Source organism: Succinatimonas hippei YIT 12066 (genome assembly GCF_000188195.1).
Taxonomy (GTDB): Bacteria; Pseudomonadota; Gammaproteobacteria; order Enterobacterales; family Succinivibrionaceae; genus Succinatimonas; species Succinatimonas hippei.
The window spans coordinates 1-15,516 of sequence record NZ_GL830942.1 but is presented as its reverse complement, the minus strand read 5'-3'; the positions used below and the strand labels follow the sequence as shown (position 1 = coordinate 15,516).

Annotated in this window: 14 protein-coding genes and 1 pseudogene; 8 read left to right on the top strand and 7 right to left on the bottom strand. The window is 40.5% G+C overall.

Features of this window, described 5'->3' with window-relative positions:
* Nucleotides 1-109 precede the first annotated feature (109 nt).
* Nucleotides 110-817: an MmcQ/YjbR family DNA-binding protein gene (locus tag HMPREF9444_RS00390; RefSeq protein ID WP_009142313.1), complete on the top strand. Its 708-nt coding sequence runs from the start codon at nt 110-112 to the stop codon at nt 815-817.
* On the opposite strand, the gene HMPREF9444_RS00385 is transcribed toward HMPREF9444_RS00390, so the two are convergent.
* The gene (locus HMPREF9444_RS00385) at nt 814-1,059 is read right to left on the bottom strand and encodes a hypothetical protein (protein ID WP_009142312.1); all 246 of its coding nucleotides are present in this window, start codon (nt 1,057-1,059) and stop codon (nt 814-816) included. The two genes, HMPREF9444_RS00390 and HMPREF9444_RS00385, sit on opposite strands and share 4 nt — an antisense overlap.
* A 151-nt stretch (nt 1,060-1,210) precedes the next feature.
* Nucleotides 1,211-2,536, bottom strand: coding sequence for a branched-chain amino acid transport system II carrier protein (gene brnQ / locus HMPREF9444_RS00380; protein WP_009142311.1), 1,326 nt, complete (start codon nt 2,534-2,536; stop codon nt 1,211-1,213).
* Between the two features lie 578 nt (nt 2,537-3,114).
* On the opposite strand from brnQ, the gene HMPREF9444_RS00375 reads away from it, so the two are divergent.
* The 3 genes from HMPREF9444_RS00375 to HMPREF9444_RS00365 all read left to right on the top strand — a co-directional run bounded on the left by HMPREF9444_RS00375 (nt 3,115) and on the right by HMPREF9444_RS00365 (nt 5,930).
* Nucleotides 3,115-4,572 carry a nicotinate phosphoribosyltransferase gene (locus HMPREF9444_RS00375; RefSeq protein ID WP_009142310.1) on the top strand — a complete coding sequence of 486 codons (1,458 nt, stop codon included), beginning with the start codon at nt 3,115-3,117 and terminating at the stop codon, nt 4,570-4,572.
* Nucleotides 4,573-4,679: 107 nt separating this feature from the next.
* On the top strand, nt 4,680-5,303 hold the full coding sequence (locus HMPREF9444_RS00370) for a histidine phosphatase family protein (RefSeq protein WP_009142309.1): 624 nt from the start codon (nt 4,680-4,682) through the stop codon (nt 5,301-5,303).
* A 111-nt stretch (nt 5,304-5,414) separates the two neighbouring features.
* Entirely contained in the window at nt 5,415-5,930 is a 516-nt protein-coding gene (locus tag HMPREF9444_RS00365; RefSeq protein ID WP_009142308.1) for a GNAT family N-acetyltransferase, read from the top strand.
* Between the two features lie 357 nt (nt 5,931-6,287).
* Here the strand turns inward: HMPREF9444_RS00365 and HMPREF9444_RS11305 are convergent, their stop codons facing one another.
* Entirely contained in the window at nt 6,288-6,422 is a 135-nt protein-coding gene (locus tag HMPREF9444_RS11305) for a hypothetical protein (RefSeq protein ID WP_267902405.1), read from the bottom strand.
* A 364-nt stretch (nt 6,423-6,786) separates the two neighbouring features.
* Between HMPREF9444_RS11305 and HMPREF9444_RS00360 the strand changes: the two genes are divergently transcribed.
* On the top strand, nt 6,787-7,584 hold the full coding sequence (locus HMPREF9444_RS00360; protein WP_050778961.1) for a basic amino acid ABC transporter substrate-binding protein: 798 nt from the start codon (nt 6,787-6,789) through the stop codon (nt 7,582-7,584).
* 155 nt (nt 7,585-7,739) lie between these two features.
* Here HMPREF9444_RS00360 and HMPREF9444_RS00355 read toward each other — a convergent pair whose 3' ends face one another.
* Nucleotides 7,740-8,345, bottom strand: coding sequence for a formate/nitrite transporter family protein (locus tag HMPREF9444_RS00355; protein WP_009142304.1), 606 nt, complete (start codon nt 8,343-8,345; stop codon nt 7,740-7,742).
* 162 nt (nt 8,346-8,507) lie between these two features.
* Here HMPREF9444_RS00355 and HMPREF9444_RS00350 point away from each other — a divergent pair, with 162 nt between their 5' ends.
* Nucleotides 8,508-9,938: a UvrD-helicase domain-containing protein gene (locus HMPREF9444_RS00350; protein WP_009142303.1), complete on the top strand. Its 1,431-nt coding sequence runs from the start codon at nt 8,508-8,510 to the stop codon at nt 9,936-9,938.
* A 154-nt stretch (nt 9,939-10,092) separates the two neighbouring features.
* Here the strand turns inward: HMPREF9444_RS00350 and HMPREF9444_RS11175 are convergent.
* Nucleotides 10,093-10,509, bottom strand: a pseudogene (locus HMPREF9444_RS11175) (heme-binding protein).
* A gap of 343 nt (nt 10,510-10,852) precedes the next feature.
* On the opposite strand from HMPREF9444_RS11175, the gene HMPREF9444_RS00340 reads away from it, so the two are divergent.
* Nucleotides 10,853-11,566 (top strand): hypothetical protein, encoded by a 714-nt coding sequence (locus HMPREF9444_RS00340; protein ID WP_040908987.1) that lies wholly within the window; start codon nt 10,853-10,855, stop codon nt 11,564-11,566.
* A gap of 532 nt (nt 11,567-12,098) precedes the next feature.
* On the opposite strand, the gene HMPREF9444_RS00335 is transcribed toward HMPREF9444_RS00340, so the two are convergent.
* Entirely contained in the window at nt 12,099-13,904 is a 1,806-nt protein-coding gene (locus tag HMPREF9444_RS00335; RefSeq protein WP_198002739.1) for an inositol phosphate phosphatase SopB, read from the bottom strand.
* Between the two features lie 432 nt (nt 13,905-14,336).
* The gene (locus HMPREF9444_RS00330) at nt 14,337-14,792 is read right to left on the bottom strand and encodes a type III secretion system chaperone (RefSeq protein WP_009142296.1); all 456 of its coding nucleotides are present in this window, start codon (nt 14,790-14,792) and stop codon (nt 14,337-14,339) included.
* A 139-nt stretch (nt 14,793-14,931) separates the two neighbouring features.
* Between HMPREF9444_RS00330 and HMPREF9444_RS10880 the strand changes: the two genes are divergently transcribed.
* On the top strand, nt 14,932-15,114 hold the full coding sequence (locus HMPREF9444_RS10880; protein ID WP_148514287.1) for a hypothetical protein: 183 nt from the start codon (nt 14,932-14,934) through the stop codon (nt 15,112-15,114).
* The last annotated feature ends 402 nt before the right edge of the window (nt 15,115-15,516 follow it).

The window sequence follows — 15,516 nt, the reverse complement described above, 5'->3', positions numbered from 1 at the left end:
TTTTACCGGATCACTTTGCGCGAAATATCCAATCGGGACGATTGTAGAGGGCGAATACCACGGTAATTTAAGAGAAAAATCGCTTAACGGTTAAGTTCGGTTTTAAAAAATGCTTTTATCATCGCTTGAACTTTTAAAAAATAAAAATCTAGATAGAAAGCTTCTGATTTCGCATGGGTTCATACCTGATGAGGCTAGCGACAACCTTCTAACTAAAAGCTTCTATTCTGAATTTTCAGGTACCGGAATGTATCTTAAAGTTGAAGCTTTACTCAAGGAAAATACTCTTGTACCTTGCGTTATAGATATCGAAACCGGTGACCCGTATACTCTATATTTAACATCTAAAGCAAGCGGTGAGTTTGTAGGGAAAATCCGTTTTACGGTAAACGAAATATTTGCAGATATCATTAACAGTTGTTCCGTAAAAAGCCGTCTTTCTTTATGTCAAAGTCTTGAAGTGCTGTCTTTATGTGAAAAAAGATACGGAACCGTTCCTGAGTATCCGTGGGACGATTTGCAGGCTGCCGTTTTACGTAATGAAAAAACACGCAAATGGTACGGTTTGATTATTGCTGTTTCGACGGATAAATTGGTACTTAAAGTTAAGCCCGATCCGTCGTATAAAACTGAGATTTTACTTTTGCATCACACAAAAGAAGATGTTGCACGTTTAGTTGACGGCGTAAATTTCATACCGGCATGGCACATGAATAAAAAATCATGGTTAGCCTGCGTCTTGGATGGACGACATACAGTCGACGTTATTATGTCGCATGTTGATATTTCTTATAATCTGTCTGCAAAGAAGCACTAGTTAAAATAACCTCTGTGATGATGTCCGCGTCCGTGATGCCTTCCTTCGCGATAGTAGCCTCTTCCGTTAAATCTGTCTTGTTCCTTGTAATAAGGACAATCACTGCGGGAATAGCCGTTTGGACAAGTATATGAATATTGCTGATACCCGTCTGAAGAACTTAAGTCGCTTGCTGCGTAAGTGCCAAGTGGAATTAATACCATGCTTAAAGAGATAAGCAGTATTTTTATCTTGTTTTTCATTTAAAGACTCCTTATGTTTTTATATGAGTTTTTTCTAAGATGTTAATGGATAAAACTTAGTGTTTGCATAGTTATGCAAAGGTATAAAATGAAATTCACTTAATATAAAAAAGGCCGCGGAAAAAGCGGCCTTACGACAAAATAAGATAAATTAGATACGAACCGGTTTAATCCATTTATTAATTAATCCGAGAACAAAACCGACAATTGCAAATGGTATCCATCCTAAACCATAAGATTGGAGTGGAACCCAGTTGTTGATAATTTCATCAAGACCGCCCAAGGCGATTTTAGCAGTTTGCAGACCGTTATACAGTGCCATGATAAAGGTCAAACCGATGGTCCATGCATAAACGCAGCGGCGACGGCCGATGAACTTGTCGATAAAAATCAAAAATACTAATGCAACGCAAATCGGATAGATGAACATCAAAACCGGAATCGTTGATACGATAATGGTCTTAAGTCCGAAAAGACCGATTAAATACGAAACAATCGTAAAAATCACTACCCAGGTAATGTAATGGAATTTACCGGTAAGATCTTTGATGTAATAAGCACAGCAGCTGATAAGACCTATGCTGGTGGTAAGACAGGCCAGCAATACCATTGCCGATAACAGCATGGCACCGGCTTGTCCGAAGAAAATCTTGGCACTTTCCGCCAAAATAGGAGCACCCGTTTCCTGAATGCCGATTGCAGATACGCTTTCAGCGCCGATTTTGGCAATAAAAATGTATATAACGGCAAGCAAAGGAGCGGCAACAAAGCTCGATTTATATACTTCACGGGTTACTTCAGAAGGTGCTGAGAAACCTGTAGCCTGAACGGCTTTAATTACCAATGAAGCAAATACCAGTGCTGCGATGGCATCCAGAGTGTTATATCCGTCAAGAATTCCTTGAACAACAGCTTTAAACGGAGTGGCGTAAGGCGCTGCAGGAGTTTGCGGCATTCCTAACGGGGTGATAAATGACTGAACGATAAAAATAACAATAGTTAATACCAAGGCCGGAGTAAGGAATTTGCCGATACGATCTACAAGCTTTGACGGCGTAGCGGCAAGCCAGCCTGAAATAATAAAGAATATAGCCAAGAATATCGGCAGACCGATAGATGCGCTTTCATCAGAGAGGAACGGACGAATTGCGATTTCATAAGAAACGGTTCCGGTTCTCGGTACGGCAAAGCACGGTCCGATAGACATATAGCAGACTACAGTGTAGAAAACTGCAAAAGAAGGATGAATACGTCTTGCGACATGCTGCAGACTGAATTCACCTGAGTAACCGATTGCCATAACGGCTATAAGCGGGAGACCAACACCGGTGATACAGAAACCCAGTAAAGCCCACCAGACATTGTCACCTGCAGCTTGTCCCATTGATGCCGGGAAAATAAGGTTACCGGCGCCGAAGAAAAGTGCAAACAGCATCAGTCCTATCGGAATAAAACGATTTTTATTGGTTGGTTGCATAAAACACCTGTTGCTTATTTACGTATTATTCTGACAACGTTTGAAAACACATTATGTTTATGCGCCTTGCCTGATATTCAAAATATCGGTTTGGCGAAGTTGCCAGTTGTAAAGTGTATGCGTTAAAAAACGTGCGAATTATATTGATCGCACTTAAAACTATTTATTCTACATATTTATAGATACTATGGCTTAATAAAATTTAAATATGTTTAAAAAAGTAGATACTAAACGCAAAGAATTATGAAAAATTAACGTGATATTTTCTACTTTTCGTAAAAATACGCAAAGTATCAGTGATCAAGTGTAAAAAATTAGAAGAAAAATATACGCTTTCTTATTTGTAAGATTAAAATAATGAACTTCATCACTGAAACGGTAACTCAGATAAAGCATTTGTTTTATCTTTATTTAAGGGCATTAAAATTTTAACTATAAATAATTCAAAATCCCGAATCGTTTCTGCTTAAAACTGACGGTTATTGATAATAAAGAATAGCTTTTGCTTAACATAAATATGCTGTATGCCATGCCGTCGATAATATTAAAGAACTTGCAATACGCAGGAGAGATTCTACATGGAGCAGTTTAAGGCCAGAAATTTATCCATGTTAATGGATTTGTATTCAATGACTATGTCAAACGGATACTATCTTGAGAACACGGCAGACAATTTAGTTGCTTTTGACGTTTTTTACAGACGAAATCCTGACGGCGGCGGATTTGCTATTTTTGCCGGTCTTGAACAGGTTTTAGATTTTCTTGAAGATTTTCATTTTACTCAAGATGATATTGATTATTTCAAATCTTTAAATCTCTATAACGATGAGTTTTTAGATTCTCTTATAAATTACAGATTCCGCGGTACGATTATGGCTATGCCAGAAGGCAGTGTAATGTATCCCAAAGAGCCGGTTTTGACCGTAATTGCTCCTTTAATGGATGCTCAATTAATCGAAACCGCAATCTTGGCTCAAATAAACCATCAGTCATTAATCGCGACCAAAACTCAAAGAATTATACAGTCAGCCCAAGGTCGTCCTGTGTCTGATTTCGGTGCTCGCCGCGCTCATAACATTGATGCTGCAGTGTACGGTGCAAGAGCTGCATATATCGGAGGAGTTAATAGTACTTCGACCGTTATGGCCGCAAAAATGTTCAATATCCCGGTAAACGGCACCATGGCACACAGCTGGATCATGTGTCATAAAGATGAGTATACGGCCTTTAAGCATTTTGTTGAAATCTATCCGCAAAACTCAATACTGCTTATTGATACATACGATGTAATGACATCAGGTCTGCCTAATGCTATAAAAGTTGCAAAAGAAGTTTTAGAGCCGCAGGGCAAGAGACTTAAAGGCGTTAGAATTGATTCCGGAGACTTGGCATACTTATCAAAAGAAGCAAGAAAAGTGCTTGATGCTGCCGGGCTTACCGATTGCAAGATCGTTGCTTCAAACAGCCTTGATGAGTTTACGATTCGTTCCATCCTTGATCAGGGCGGATGCATTGATTCTTTCGGTGTCGGTGAAAGATTGATAACGGCAAGAAGCGAACCAGTTTTCGGAGCTGTATATAAACTTGCTGCGATTAAGGAAAACGGCAAGTTTATTCCCAAGATTAAAGTATCGGATACCGTTGAAAAAATTACCAACCCCGGAAGAAAACATCTATGGAGAATTTATGATAAGCGCGGTTATGCCGTTGCTGACTTAATTACATTGGAAGATGAAATTCCGGATTTAACTAAAGAATATACTTTTATTGATCCGAATAAACCGTGGAAGAGCAAATCGTTTGTCGGATGCACTATGCGTCAGATGCTTGAAACCGTCATGATAGACGGTAAGAGAATTAAGCCGTCGCCTTCTCTTGACCAAATAAGAGCTTATGTTAAGAATCAGCTTGAGCATGAAATATGGCCTGAAGAGCAGCGTTTTGAAAATCCGCACCATCATTTCCTTGATATGAGTCCTGCCTATTATAAGATGAAGATCGAGTTATTGGAGGAAGCTCATAAACATGAGCAGTAATAGAAATAGCCGTTTCTGTAATAAAAAATTTAAACGGTAATTTAAAGGCTGCTGTGTGCAGCCTTTAATGTAATAAGAGGCTTTGTTCATATTTTTTAGAGGTTTTTATGTATCTTTATTTTATGCGGCACGGTAAAACGGTATGGAATGCAGAAAGAAAAATGCAAGGCCAAACCGATATCCCGTTAAACGAAGAGGGAATAATTCAAGCGCAGAAAGCTTGTACTTTGCTTGAAGATATTGATTTTACAGCATGTTATACAAGTCCTTTGCAAAGAGCTCTGCTTACCGCACAAACCGTCCTTAAGGGAAAAAATACCCCTATTATTGTAGAGCCGCTTTTAAAGGAGATTTCTTTCGGAATTTATGAGGGACAAAGTCTTAATCTTACCGATCGTGATCCCAGCGCTCCGTTAAACAGATTTTTTCATGATTCATTAAATTATATTCCGCCAAAAGACGGGGAAAGCTTTTATGAGTTGTTAAGCCGCAATCTTCAATTCTTAAATAAGATTATGGCTATGGATTATTCTGATGACAGTAAAATATTAGTCACTTCACACGGAGCATTTATTCGCGGAATCGTCACATTATCAGCAAATTTAAGTATAAGTCAGTTTTGGAGACGTCAACCGCTGAAAAACTGTGGTATGACGGTGGTTAAAGCAGACAAAAGCGGTTACGCTCTGATTAAAGAAGCCGTAGATGTTTTAAACGGAGAGAAGCCTTAACAAGTACTGCTTACACTAGCAGCATGGATAAAAAGGTTGTTTTTTTAAAGGCGGCATAACAGTTGTAGCAGAAGATCTCTAATAAATTGGATAGTTATTAAGGCTGAATTTATGAATAAAAATAATTGTGTTTTTTTAATAAAAGGCTACAAAATAAGGAGTATTGCAGCAAAAGACGATGCTGCAATTGCCAAAATCATTCGTACAAATTTACAGCACTTTCATTTGGATATTCCGGGAACCGCGTATTTTGATCCGGAGCTTGATCACTTAAGCACGTTTTATGCTGAACGTTCTGACAAAAGAGCATATTTTATTGTTACGAATGAAGACGATAAGGTAGTGGGAGGAGTAGGTTTTGCAGAATTTGAAGGTTTGCCTAAGTGCGCTGAACTTCAAAAGCTGTATCTTGATGAAACTGTAAAGGGACTGGGATTAAGCAAGGAAATGATGAAGATTGTTGAAGTTTGCGCTAAAAAACTCGGCTATGAGCAGCTTTATCTTGAAACCCATACTAATCTTGCTGTTGCCGTGTGCTTGTATGAAAAGCTAGGATATGAAAGTGTACCGCAGCCGGTTCCAACCGTACATACGACAATGAATAGGTTTTATTTAAAGAAAATTTAATATCCAAAAATCTTTACAGCAGCATAATTTTTATCAGAAATATAAGCGGCTAAAATCACCTTTTCAAGGCGAAGACTATCACGCTGATAGAAAGTACGGTCAGGAGTCCTTTGTTGTCCGATATATGATCGTTTACATCGGAATGATGGGCAAAATATTAAGATGTCAGCAGAGCATTTTTTCCGCCGCTGCAATAAGCAGGAACAGGTATTGCGTAATTTATCAGGATGCTATTTTTTCATTCTTGGTAGAAGCTAAAAATTCCACCCAAGCCCCATGTTCCCGACAAGGCTCATAGCATCATTAAAATGCCGGATGTTTAGACACCAGTTCTTACAAGCATTTCATTAGTAAGGCTTACCTCAATGCTCTAATCCGCAGTAAAGCCCTGACGGTCAATCCTGCGAGTGTACGAGTCAAAGATCTGACCTCCAGATCTAAAAAAGCATCATCATGTACATGATCGCCTAAAAAGTTACTGATAAAAGCCATCTTAAATATCATATACACAATAATTCCGTTCTCAGCTTTAAGCCTTGCCAAGACTCTTAAGTCTGCCTCAAGCGGCAGTGATTCATAATGTTTATTTCAAGATCAAGCCCATCCTCATCACTTTCTTTAATGTTCCGGGAAGCTGACAAGCAGTACAGCAAAAGGGCGTAACGGTCTGTCTCTACGCTTGACCCTTCAGTATTTAAAAATGTGTTATGTTAGTGCAAAAAAGTTTATTGGCAGATCTTTAAGGAAATGTTGGTGTAGGTTATGCACCAAATTAAAGCACTAAAAGCAAATTTATCTGCTGATGCTAAACTATTATCTGATTATTCTAGAGCCATCGCTATCACAAGGAATTGCTATGCAGCGACTTTTAAGATTCTTTGCTATGGGATTGTGCGCGGCCGTCATCAGTACCTCTTCGGCTGCCGAAGGCGGAACCGATGCCAATAACAAGGTATGGCGCGTAGGCTGTGATGCTGCTTTTGCTCCTTTTACCTTCACCGATTCAAAAGGCGAGCTTATCGGCTTTGATGTTGATTTAATCCGAGCTATGGGCAAGAGCCGAGGCGTTGAGGTGAGCATTAAGTCCTATCCTTTTGACAGTATTATTCCGACGCTTATTACAGACAATATCGATCTCATCATCTCAGGCTTTACCATTACTCCTGAAAGAGCAGAGCGCGTCGATTTCTCTGATCCTTATTACCGTTGCGGTTTGACCTTCCTTACCTTGACGGAGAACGCCGATAAATACAAGACATTAGAGGACTTAAAGGACGCTGAGATTTGTGTACAACTTGGTACTTCAGGTGCAGTGTTCTTGGAAAAGGCCATGCCCAATGCCAAAATCAAGCGCTTTAACTCCCCGCCTGAGACCTATTTAGAACTTATCGGCAAGGGCTGTGCTGCTGTGCTCAACGATCGACCGGTCAATGACTACTTTATGGTCACCAGCGGCCGCAAGGATATCGTCTCCCGCAATATCACTACCGATGACAGCGAGTACTACGGCATTGCCATGCGCAAGGGCGACAAACAGATGGTCGACCTCGTCAATAAGGCCTTAAAGGACGTGCAGGAGAACGGTGAGTTTGAGCGCATTTCCAAGAAGTGGTTCGGCTATGACGTGTCAGCTGAGTTGAAGGAAGGCAAATAGTCCTTCTCTATTGTCCTTGCCAAAATTAATGAAGGGGCTGTCTTTGCTCATTATCGCACCGGTCTTTTTCGAAAAGATTACCAAGCTTATCCTTTTTAACCTAAAATCCGGCATACTTTTGCGGTAATCAAATTTATGCCTGAAATATAAATGTATTACTTTATGATTGGAGCAGGTATCAGGCGAGCAAAAATTAAAGATCCTATTGCATTTCCCACAACCATAACAGCTATTTTAATAATAAGGTCTAAAGTCAACGGCGTCTTTGCCATAGCGAAGAATCCAGCGTTGGCAACACAGTGCTCAAATCCGCATAAGATAAAAAACATAATCGGCATAATGACATAAAGCGGATGATTTTTAACAGCAAAATTAAAGCAGGCAATGTGCATCATAGCTCCACAGCCGCATGCCAATATAAAAATTGAAAGAAGATTATCATTTACCTTCGCTTCCACCAAAGGGTAAATTGCATCTATATTCGCTCTGGTAAAAGTGAATAAATAAGCCACTAATGCAGTTCCGAATGCATTTAATAAAAACATGACAAGAAGCTTCAGCGTATCTTTGGGGATCCAATTGCCGACTTTGCCTGTGTAGAGGTTGTATTCTTTGATGATAATAGTAAGAAGCCCTAGTGAAAACAAAAACGATCCTATGTATTTATTTTCAATAACGACATAGGCTAGGCAGCCGCATCCGATAAGCATCCCGGCGAGAATGGATTTAACGATGAAAGATAAAGGTTGAGAGGTAATCATGGATTTTAAATCCTTTGGTCAAAGTCTTATATGAAAGATTAAAGAAACAGGGACGAAGTTTACCATTTTTAGTTTAAAAATTATGATTAAATATCGGCTTTTGAAAAATATATAAATTCATTAAAATCGCTTACCGATAAAATCTTTTAGGATAACAAATAAATGATTACCGAAGAGCAGCAAGCCGTTATTGAAACATCAAAGCGTATGCAACCACAAGAAACTCTTAAAATTGAGGCTTGTGCCGGATCCGGTAAAACATCTGCATTAATAGAAATTGCAAAGTCTAATCCAGATAAAAGATTTTTATATTTGGCTTTTAATAAAGCTATTGTAGAAGAAGCTAAAAAGCGCTTTCCTCCTAATGTAAGGATCTTTACCACACATGGCCTTGCCTGGAAGTGGTATGCGTATACATACGGCACTAAAGATTTAGTAAATATTAAAGGTGGGTACAACGTTTTTGATTTAAAAGAACTGTTCCCCGATGCTTCATATCATGAGTTATCGTCTTTAATTTCTAAATTCCGTAATTTTTGCTATTCAGCTGAAATAGTATCTCATGATCAAGGAGTAAGAAAAATTTTTGAAGCGGTCAAAAGCGGAAAGCTTTCTATGACCCATGACTTTTATTTGAAGCTGTATCAGATAGAATATACTAATCGTTTTAAAAACTATGAGTATGTTTTACTGGATGAGGCGCAGGATACTAATCCTGTTACTATGGCGTTATTTACTGATAATAACTGTCGAAGAATTTTGGTAGGGGATTCCCATCAGTCAATTTACGGCTTCAGAGGAGCATTTAACGCATTGGAAAGTGCTGTTGCCGATACAACATTGCATCTTTCTTATTCATTCAGATCCGTTCAATCTGTATTGGATAGGGCCAATTACTTTTTACAGCGTTTTTCTTTATATAAGGAAAATTTTGTGCCGATGAAGTCCAAGGTAGGGTTAACGGGAGAAATTCACAGTTATTGTGAAATATATAGAACCAATGCCGGAATTATTACTCGTATAAGTAAACTTGACGAAAAAGACATCCGATATTTTCGTTTGATAAGATCAGCTTCTGCTATTTTCGGATGTGCCTTGAGTTTGCTTGCCTTTAAAAATAAACGCTTTGACAAAATAACACATGAATTTTCATGGTTGAAAAAGTTTTCGTCTTGGGCGGAGTTGTCAAATTACGCTGATGATTGTGATGATGCTGAAATATCAGCTAATTTAAAATTGGTTGACAATTTTGACAACCGACTTTTTGATATATATAAAAAAGCTTGTCAAATTGCAGATAACTTGCAAGCTACTCATGTAATAACCACTGCTCATACCGCTAAAGGCCTTGAATGGGATGATGTGCAGATTGGTGATGATTTCGTAGATTTAGCAGAAGCACACGATAAAATTGTGCTGAGAAAAAGAAAACGAAAAGGAAAGAAAAGCCATAGTATGACTGCACAAGAATTTCAGCAGGAGTTGAATCTTTATTATGTGTCGGTTACTCGTGCTCGATACAGTCTGTCGGATTTGACGCCCAATAATGAAGAATTTAGAAAATTAACTCGATTTTCCGAAGTGAAAAATTAAATCGAATCCTTTGCCGGAAAAACTTGGCGTTAAATTTTTATCACGGAAACTCAAGAAATTAACAAGTAAAAGAAAAAACAAATAACGCAGAGATTTTTTGAGAATTTCATAAAGAGACAAAGATAAAAATACTATCGCTGTCTCTTTATTAAGATTAATTTTCTACAGGGATCAGAATGGGATCTTTACCCAAGAATTTGGCAATAACTTCTGTAAGGCAACGGTGATCCTGAAGATGAGGCAGACCTGAAATGCAGGCAATACCGCGAAAATCTCCGTTAACCATTATGGGGAATCCGCCGCCGCAGAAGGCATAATGGAAATCATCTTTTTGCCATTCTTCATGAACGCCTTCAAGTTCATGTAATACGGCTTCTTTTAAAGATCAGCCGTGTGTACGTCTTACTGTGTTGCACTTCTTATCCATCCAGCGATTGTTTTCCGCGTTTGTTCCCGGCTGGAAAGCCTGATAAACAATTAAGTCATCAAGAATGATTCTGACGGCAATGGGCTTAGGCTCTTTTTTACCTTGTTCAAAGAGCATACTTCCCAATTTGTACGCATCTTCCATATCAAATTTAGAAAACACGAAATTTTTTTCGGCAGCTAAAAGCGCTTCTAAAGATTGTTTTGTATACATGTAAAAATCTCACTTAAATAAAATTATTGATGTCATATTTTAAAAAATTTTTAAATTATTAAGAGCGATCTTTTTCACTATATCTGTTAGATATCAAAAATTTGAATTATTTGGAATAATTATTTATCTCTTTTTGATTGGTATATGTTTAATCATTTAAGATATCGGTAATCCGTATTTTGTTTGTAGTGGCAAAGCAGTCGTTTTAGGCCTAAAAACTCCATGATATAATTCAGAAAATTAACTTTTTTTAAGTAAACATTTGGAGCCTTTTGTGAAAAAAACGACTGTTTTTGTTTTAGCGTCAGCTTTTACTTTATCTATAAGCTTTAGTACTGTAAAAGCAAATCCTATCAGCAATGCTTTGAGCTCTGCATTTTCGGCATTAGCAACTCCGAGTATGGAAGTTCGCGGATTTCGCGGCGGATTTTCAAGATCAAGCGGATTTTTTAATAGAGGCTCAGGATCTTCTTCAAGGGCCTTGACTGTAAATCCGAGAAACTCATCTTCAGGTGCTAAATCTAATTCTTCTAACAGTTCAGCGAACACAGCGTCAAAAGATGCTGATTTTAATTCAACTTCTGCAGGCAGATCCAATTCCAATTATGGAGCAAATTTCGGCGGTCAGGGGCGTGCAGGAGCTGCAGCATATCAGGGAGGCGGTTCTCCTTTTTTAAGTTCTATGATGGGTTCCATGACCGGTATGATGCTTTACAGCATGCTTTTCCCGACTCAGGCTCATGCAGGAACAATGCAGAATGGTCAGCAGGTAACTCCTGAGAGCATCAGTGATGCAGATTTGGAAAACTGTCTTTCCGAGCTTTCCGTTCAAAAAGAGAAGCTGGAGTCTTTAAAAACAAAAAGATTGGGATCAGGTGATGCTACAGATGAGGAAATGGCTCAGATTGACGCGGATTTAAAGAAGTTAACCGATCTGGAACTTACCTTAGTAAAAGAACAGGTAAGACGTTTAAAGGAAGCGTCGTAAAGAATTTCATAATTCCTCCTTCCTAAATAATTTTAGGAAGGAGCTTTCTAAAAGTGTAAAAACTGCAGATTGCTGTCACTCTTTGAGATTTAAAGTAATAAGCGATTCGATTGTTACATCACGGGTTTTTACAATCTTTAATTTAATAGAAAATGAGAAAAAATTATCTCAAATCATTGAAGCAATTAATACGACGTACGGACTGAACATTGAAGAAGTAATTTCCAAAGTTATCATGATTATCCGTAAGAGAAATGATTCTAATGTTAGAACTAAGCTGTGGGGTAATCATTACGGCGCTATCTTTTTTTGCTTTCTCATGCGGTGGTGATCAAATATCTATTATCCTGTAATATATTGAACGGCAAAAAATGCCGGATCTAAAACAGAATTTTTACTCACAATGATATACGTCCTAAAAGATAAGAATTAGCATCTGATCTTTTTTAATAACCAAACCTGTGCCGTATGATCAGGCTGAAATCTTCGGCGCATTTTAGACAGCCTGGCACAGGTTACTATTTAGCTGCATTCAGACTTCGACATAATGGCTAAGTCCGCGGTGCATTTCTTTAGCGCTTTCGGAAAAAAGTCTGTCCAGTCCTTTCACTCCTGAAGTCTTAAACCCTGCCAATCCAGTGTTCATGCGCTGCATTTCAAGATTGCCGCCGTTGATGGCCACCTGCTGGAATATTTGTTTATCCATGCTGGTTCTAGGATGATTAAGCGGGGGAATACGTCCGTTACGTTCATATATTTGCAGAGCGAGAGTCTTGCAGGCTACGTCCATTTGACCGGTACGGTCCTTACCGCTCTTGCAGTTAAACAGCGGCATCATTCCCATGATATGTCCCAACATAGCGAGACGAGCTGGCAGACGGTAGGGATCCTCGCCGGTCTCTTTGAAGCCCTCGTTTTCCCATAAATCTATGATCTGGCTGCGCAGATCGGCAACAATTTGCTTGTTTTTGTTAGGAACGCCCGGTTGGTTAAGATACTGCGCTACAACGCCACCCTGCCAGTCTGGCTTAGTGCCGAAGAGTTTGGCCATGGCCTGTTCGTTATATTGCATCGAGGTACCCCAGCCGCCAAAAAGGGTCTTTCCCGTACTCTGCGCTCCAGTATTCACTCCGAAATTAAAGGTGATCACATCAGGACGCACCGTTACAGTTTTTGTCTGGCCAGCAATGGATACGCTAATCTGGCACAGTCCTCCCTGACAGGCTTCCTGCCACGCGTTGCACTGTTCTCGGAGATGGTTTTTTTCTGCTCCGCCTCCAAAGCGACGCCAAACGTCGGGAGTGAGCAGACTGGTGGAAAGCAGGGGTAAATCAATTATATCTCCGGGTTGGGCTGCCTGTGCTTTCTGCAAAAGTTCGGGAGAACTCTGCACTGCCGCGGTAAAAATTTCCAAGGCTCTGGTGTTGTTGGCCTGCATGCGATCAACCGGATTTGTCAGCGTGTACGCGCTGTTGACTCCGTGACGGAGCCCTCTAAATAGGGTTGTGCCGCCTACGCTTATTTCCGTACTGGCAAGATTCACCGCATGTCTTTCCTGTCCTCTGTCGCCGCAGGAAACGCCTTGAAGGTTATCTCGTGCCATGGTTTGACCGATGATACCGATATGCCGGGCAGGCGTTATAGTGGATCTCGCCGTTACGCTGACTCCAGCCTGCCCTAAGTACTGCACATCGCGCTGAATGACGTTCCACGGCTGTGAGTTAAGCACTTGAACATGCGCAGCCTTGATATCCTTGGCCAGTCTGCCTGGTGACAGGGTAGGAAGAATATTGTGCAGCTCCTTGCCGAGGGTCTGGGGAAGCTTCCTGAATGCATCGAGAACACTTTGAGAAACTCTTCTAGTACCGTCGGGCACATTCTGCATTGCCGGAGGGCTGACTCTGTCGGACTGCACTCTTTGAAGCAAATCGTTAAGATCATTGGTCTGCCTGTTTAAAAGCGCAGCCTGCTGCGGAGAAGCTCCGGTAAGCTCCTGATTGAGGCGCGTAATCTCACGGTTTATAACTATTTCATATGCCGCATAAATCTGCTTAAAAGCAGTACGGACATTTTTGCCTGAAAAAGGATTCTGTTCTTCCTGTGCAATAAGCATGTCGGCTTTACCGCGCAGTTCTCCGATGAGGCCTGTTACACAGCTCTGCAGATGCGGTACGCCCGGTGCACCATGCTGCAGTCTGTTTTGAAATGCAGACAGGGAGTTCTGCAGCTGAACGAGATTCTGTTGAACAGTAATCAGCCTGGCTGACGCCTGCGCAACCTCCTCGTCGCTGAAAAAATCACCCTCAAGAATTCCGATGGTCTGTTGCATAAGACTCATGAAATCATCTTCGTTAGCGCCAAAACGGTTCAATTCCTGCTGTATTTCCGGCAAGAGTGCTCTGGAGCCGGCGAAATCCCGCAATTTGTCACTTATGTAAGCAACATTGTGCCTACTGGCCGCGTCCAGAAGTTTTGCCAGACTGCTGCCTGTGAAGCGAGCGCCCTGCAGGCTCTTTTCACCAATGTATCGATTGAAAAGAATAGTGCCCGCAGCCTTACCGCAGTGTGCGCAAACACTGTCGCGTACACGTTCTGCAGCTGCTCGGCTTTCATCTTTCTCGGCTTTACGCAGAGATCGTTGCCAGAAATGGGCTTTGGTTGTGGATGTCGTGAGCTGTGCATTGTTCCGGTTAAGGCGGATAAAGCTCCCTTGAGTCTGGCTAAGGGTTCTGAGATGCGACATGGAATCGATAATTGGCATATTCCCCTCCTATCCCCAGACGTAAAATGGCTGTTCTCTCTCCATAAGCTCATCGCTAAGTTCTGAGAAGCGCTTTTCCCAAAAAGTGAGCAGAAGAACGAAGGACTGCAGAAAGGCGCTGAGTTTTTCCACCGTAGCCAGTTCCGGCAGCCACATCTGCTGAAGAAGAACCGTGTCGCTTTCCGGAGCTAGGGTGATAGTTGCTCCCATGGTATCCTGCCACATGAGGTTTGATGTGAGTAGGGCGCGCATTTCGCGTTTTGAGATTTCCTCATCCTTGGAAAGGGTGCCTATGCTGCCGAAGACGATTAAAGTGCCAAGCTCTTCGTCAAAACGGATATGCACCACATGCTCATCGGCAGAAACGAGCTGACAGTAATTGTCTTCATCAAGCTCTAGGAGTTCAATTTCTTCCTGAAGAGAAAATTCTCTGAGAAGAGTATTGGCATTCTGATAACTTATCACGGTGTCCTCCTTATTCTGCTTGCATATGTAATAATTATGGAGCAACTCTGCACGGATTACTCGCAGGTTCTCTCTGCAAAGCGGTGATTAACAAGCGCTATTGGCATGAGAAACGTACACCACAAGACAGGCAAATTTCATGCCAATGGGACGCTACACTTTCTCTGTCGATTCCATGAGCTTTATGGCACATGTAGTAAAGCCAGATCGGCATTCGGCAGACAGCTCATATCCTCAGAAAATCGTATGCGTTATTATGTACATCATAGGTTTCAGAAAGGTAAAGATCAACAGCGTGTCTGTAAATTTTTTATATCCATGACATTAAGCATAATCATCCCGCCCGGGCAAAAGATATTGGATGAAGATACTAGAGCGTTGTTTACGGGAACGGAGTTTAAAGCGTCAGTCCAAGCCAAGAGTAAATTGGTAAAACTTTTGACTTGACGGTGAAAGATATGGTAATAGGAGTGTGATAATAACTCGACCCTATAAGTTCTTAAAGAGCTAAACACCCTTTGCCGGAAAGACTTTAAGTTAAATTGTTATCGCGGAAAATTGAGTTACGTAAGATTTTCTTCTTTTCATGTTCTTTTTCTTTAAATTACGTTTTTTCTTAGAAAGATTAAGCCGTAACGCTAATTTTTAGGTATGCCCCTGGATTAAGGGCATACCAAGCGGTTGATGTGATCGTCCGTTAAATTCAGATCAAGTTTCCTGCATA

Bases quoted from the DNA above. Each gene is read 5' to 3' on its own strand.
- HMPREF9444_RS10880 (WP_148514287.1), top strand. From the start codon at position 14,932: ATGCCAATGGGACGCTACACTTTCTCTGTCGATTCCATGAGCTTTATG.
- HMPREF9444_RS00370 (WP_009142309.1), top strand. From the start codon at position 4,680: ATGTATCTTTATTTTATGCGGCACGGTAAAACGGTATGGAATGCAGAA.
- HMPREF9444_RS00385 (WP_009142312.1), bottom strand. From the start codon at position 1,059: ATGAAAAACAAGATAAAAATACTGCTTATCTCTTTAAGCATGGTATTA.
- HMPREF9444_RS00390 (WP_009142313.1), top strand. From the start codon at position 110: ATGCTTTTATCATCGCTTGAACTTTTAAAAAATAAAAATCTAGATAGA.
- HMPREF9444_RS00335 (WP_198002739.1), bottom strand. From the start codon at position 13,904: ATGAGTCTTATGCAACAGACCATCGGAATTCTTGAGGGTGATTTTTTC.
- HMPREF9444_RS00375 (WP_009142310.1), top strand. From the start codon at position 3,115: ATGGAGCAGTTTAAGGCCAGAAATTTATCCATGTTAATGGATTTGTAT.
- HMPREF9444_RS11305 (WP_267902405.1), bottom strand. From the start codon at position 6,422: ATGGCTTTTATCAGTAACTTTTTAGGCGATCATGTACATGATGATGCT.
- HMPREF9444_RS00350 (WP_009142303.1), top strand. From the start codon at position 8,508: ATGATTACCGAAGAGCAGCAAGCCGTTATTGAAACATCAAAGCGTATG.
- HMPREF9444_RS00355 (WP_009142304.1), bottom strand. From the start codon at position 8,345: ATGATTACCTCTCAACCTTTATCTTTCATCGTTAAATCCATTCTCGCC.
- HMPREF9444_RS00365 (WP_009142308.1), top strand. From the start codon at position 5,415: ATGAATAAAAATAATTGTGTTTTTTTAATAAAAGGCTACAAAATAAGG.
- brnQ (WP_009142311.1), bottom strand. From the start codon at position 2,536: ATGCAACCAACCAATAAAAATCGTTTTATTCCGATAGGACTGATGCTG.
- HMPREF9444_RS00360 (WP_050778961.1), top strand. From the start codon at position 6,787: ATGCAGCGACTTTTAAGATTCTTTGCTATGGGATTGTGCGCGGCCGTC.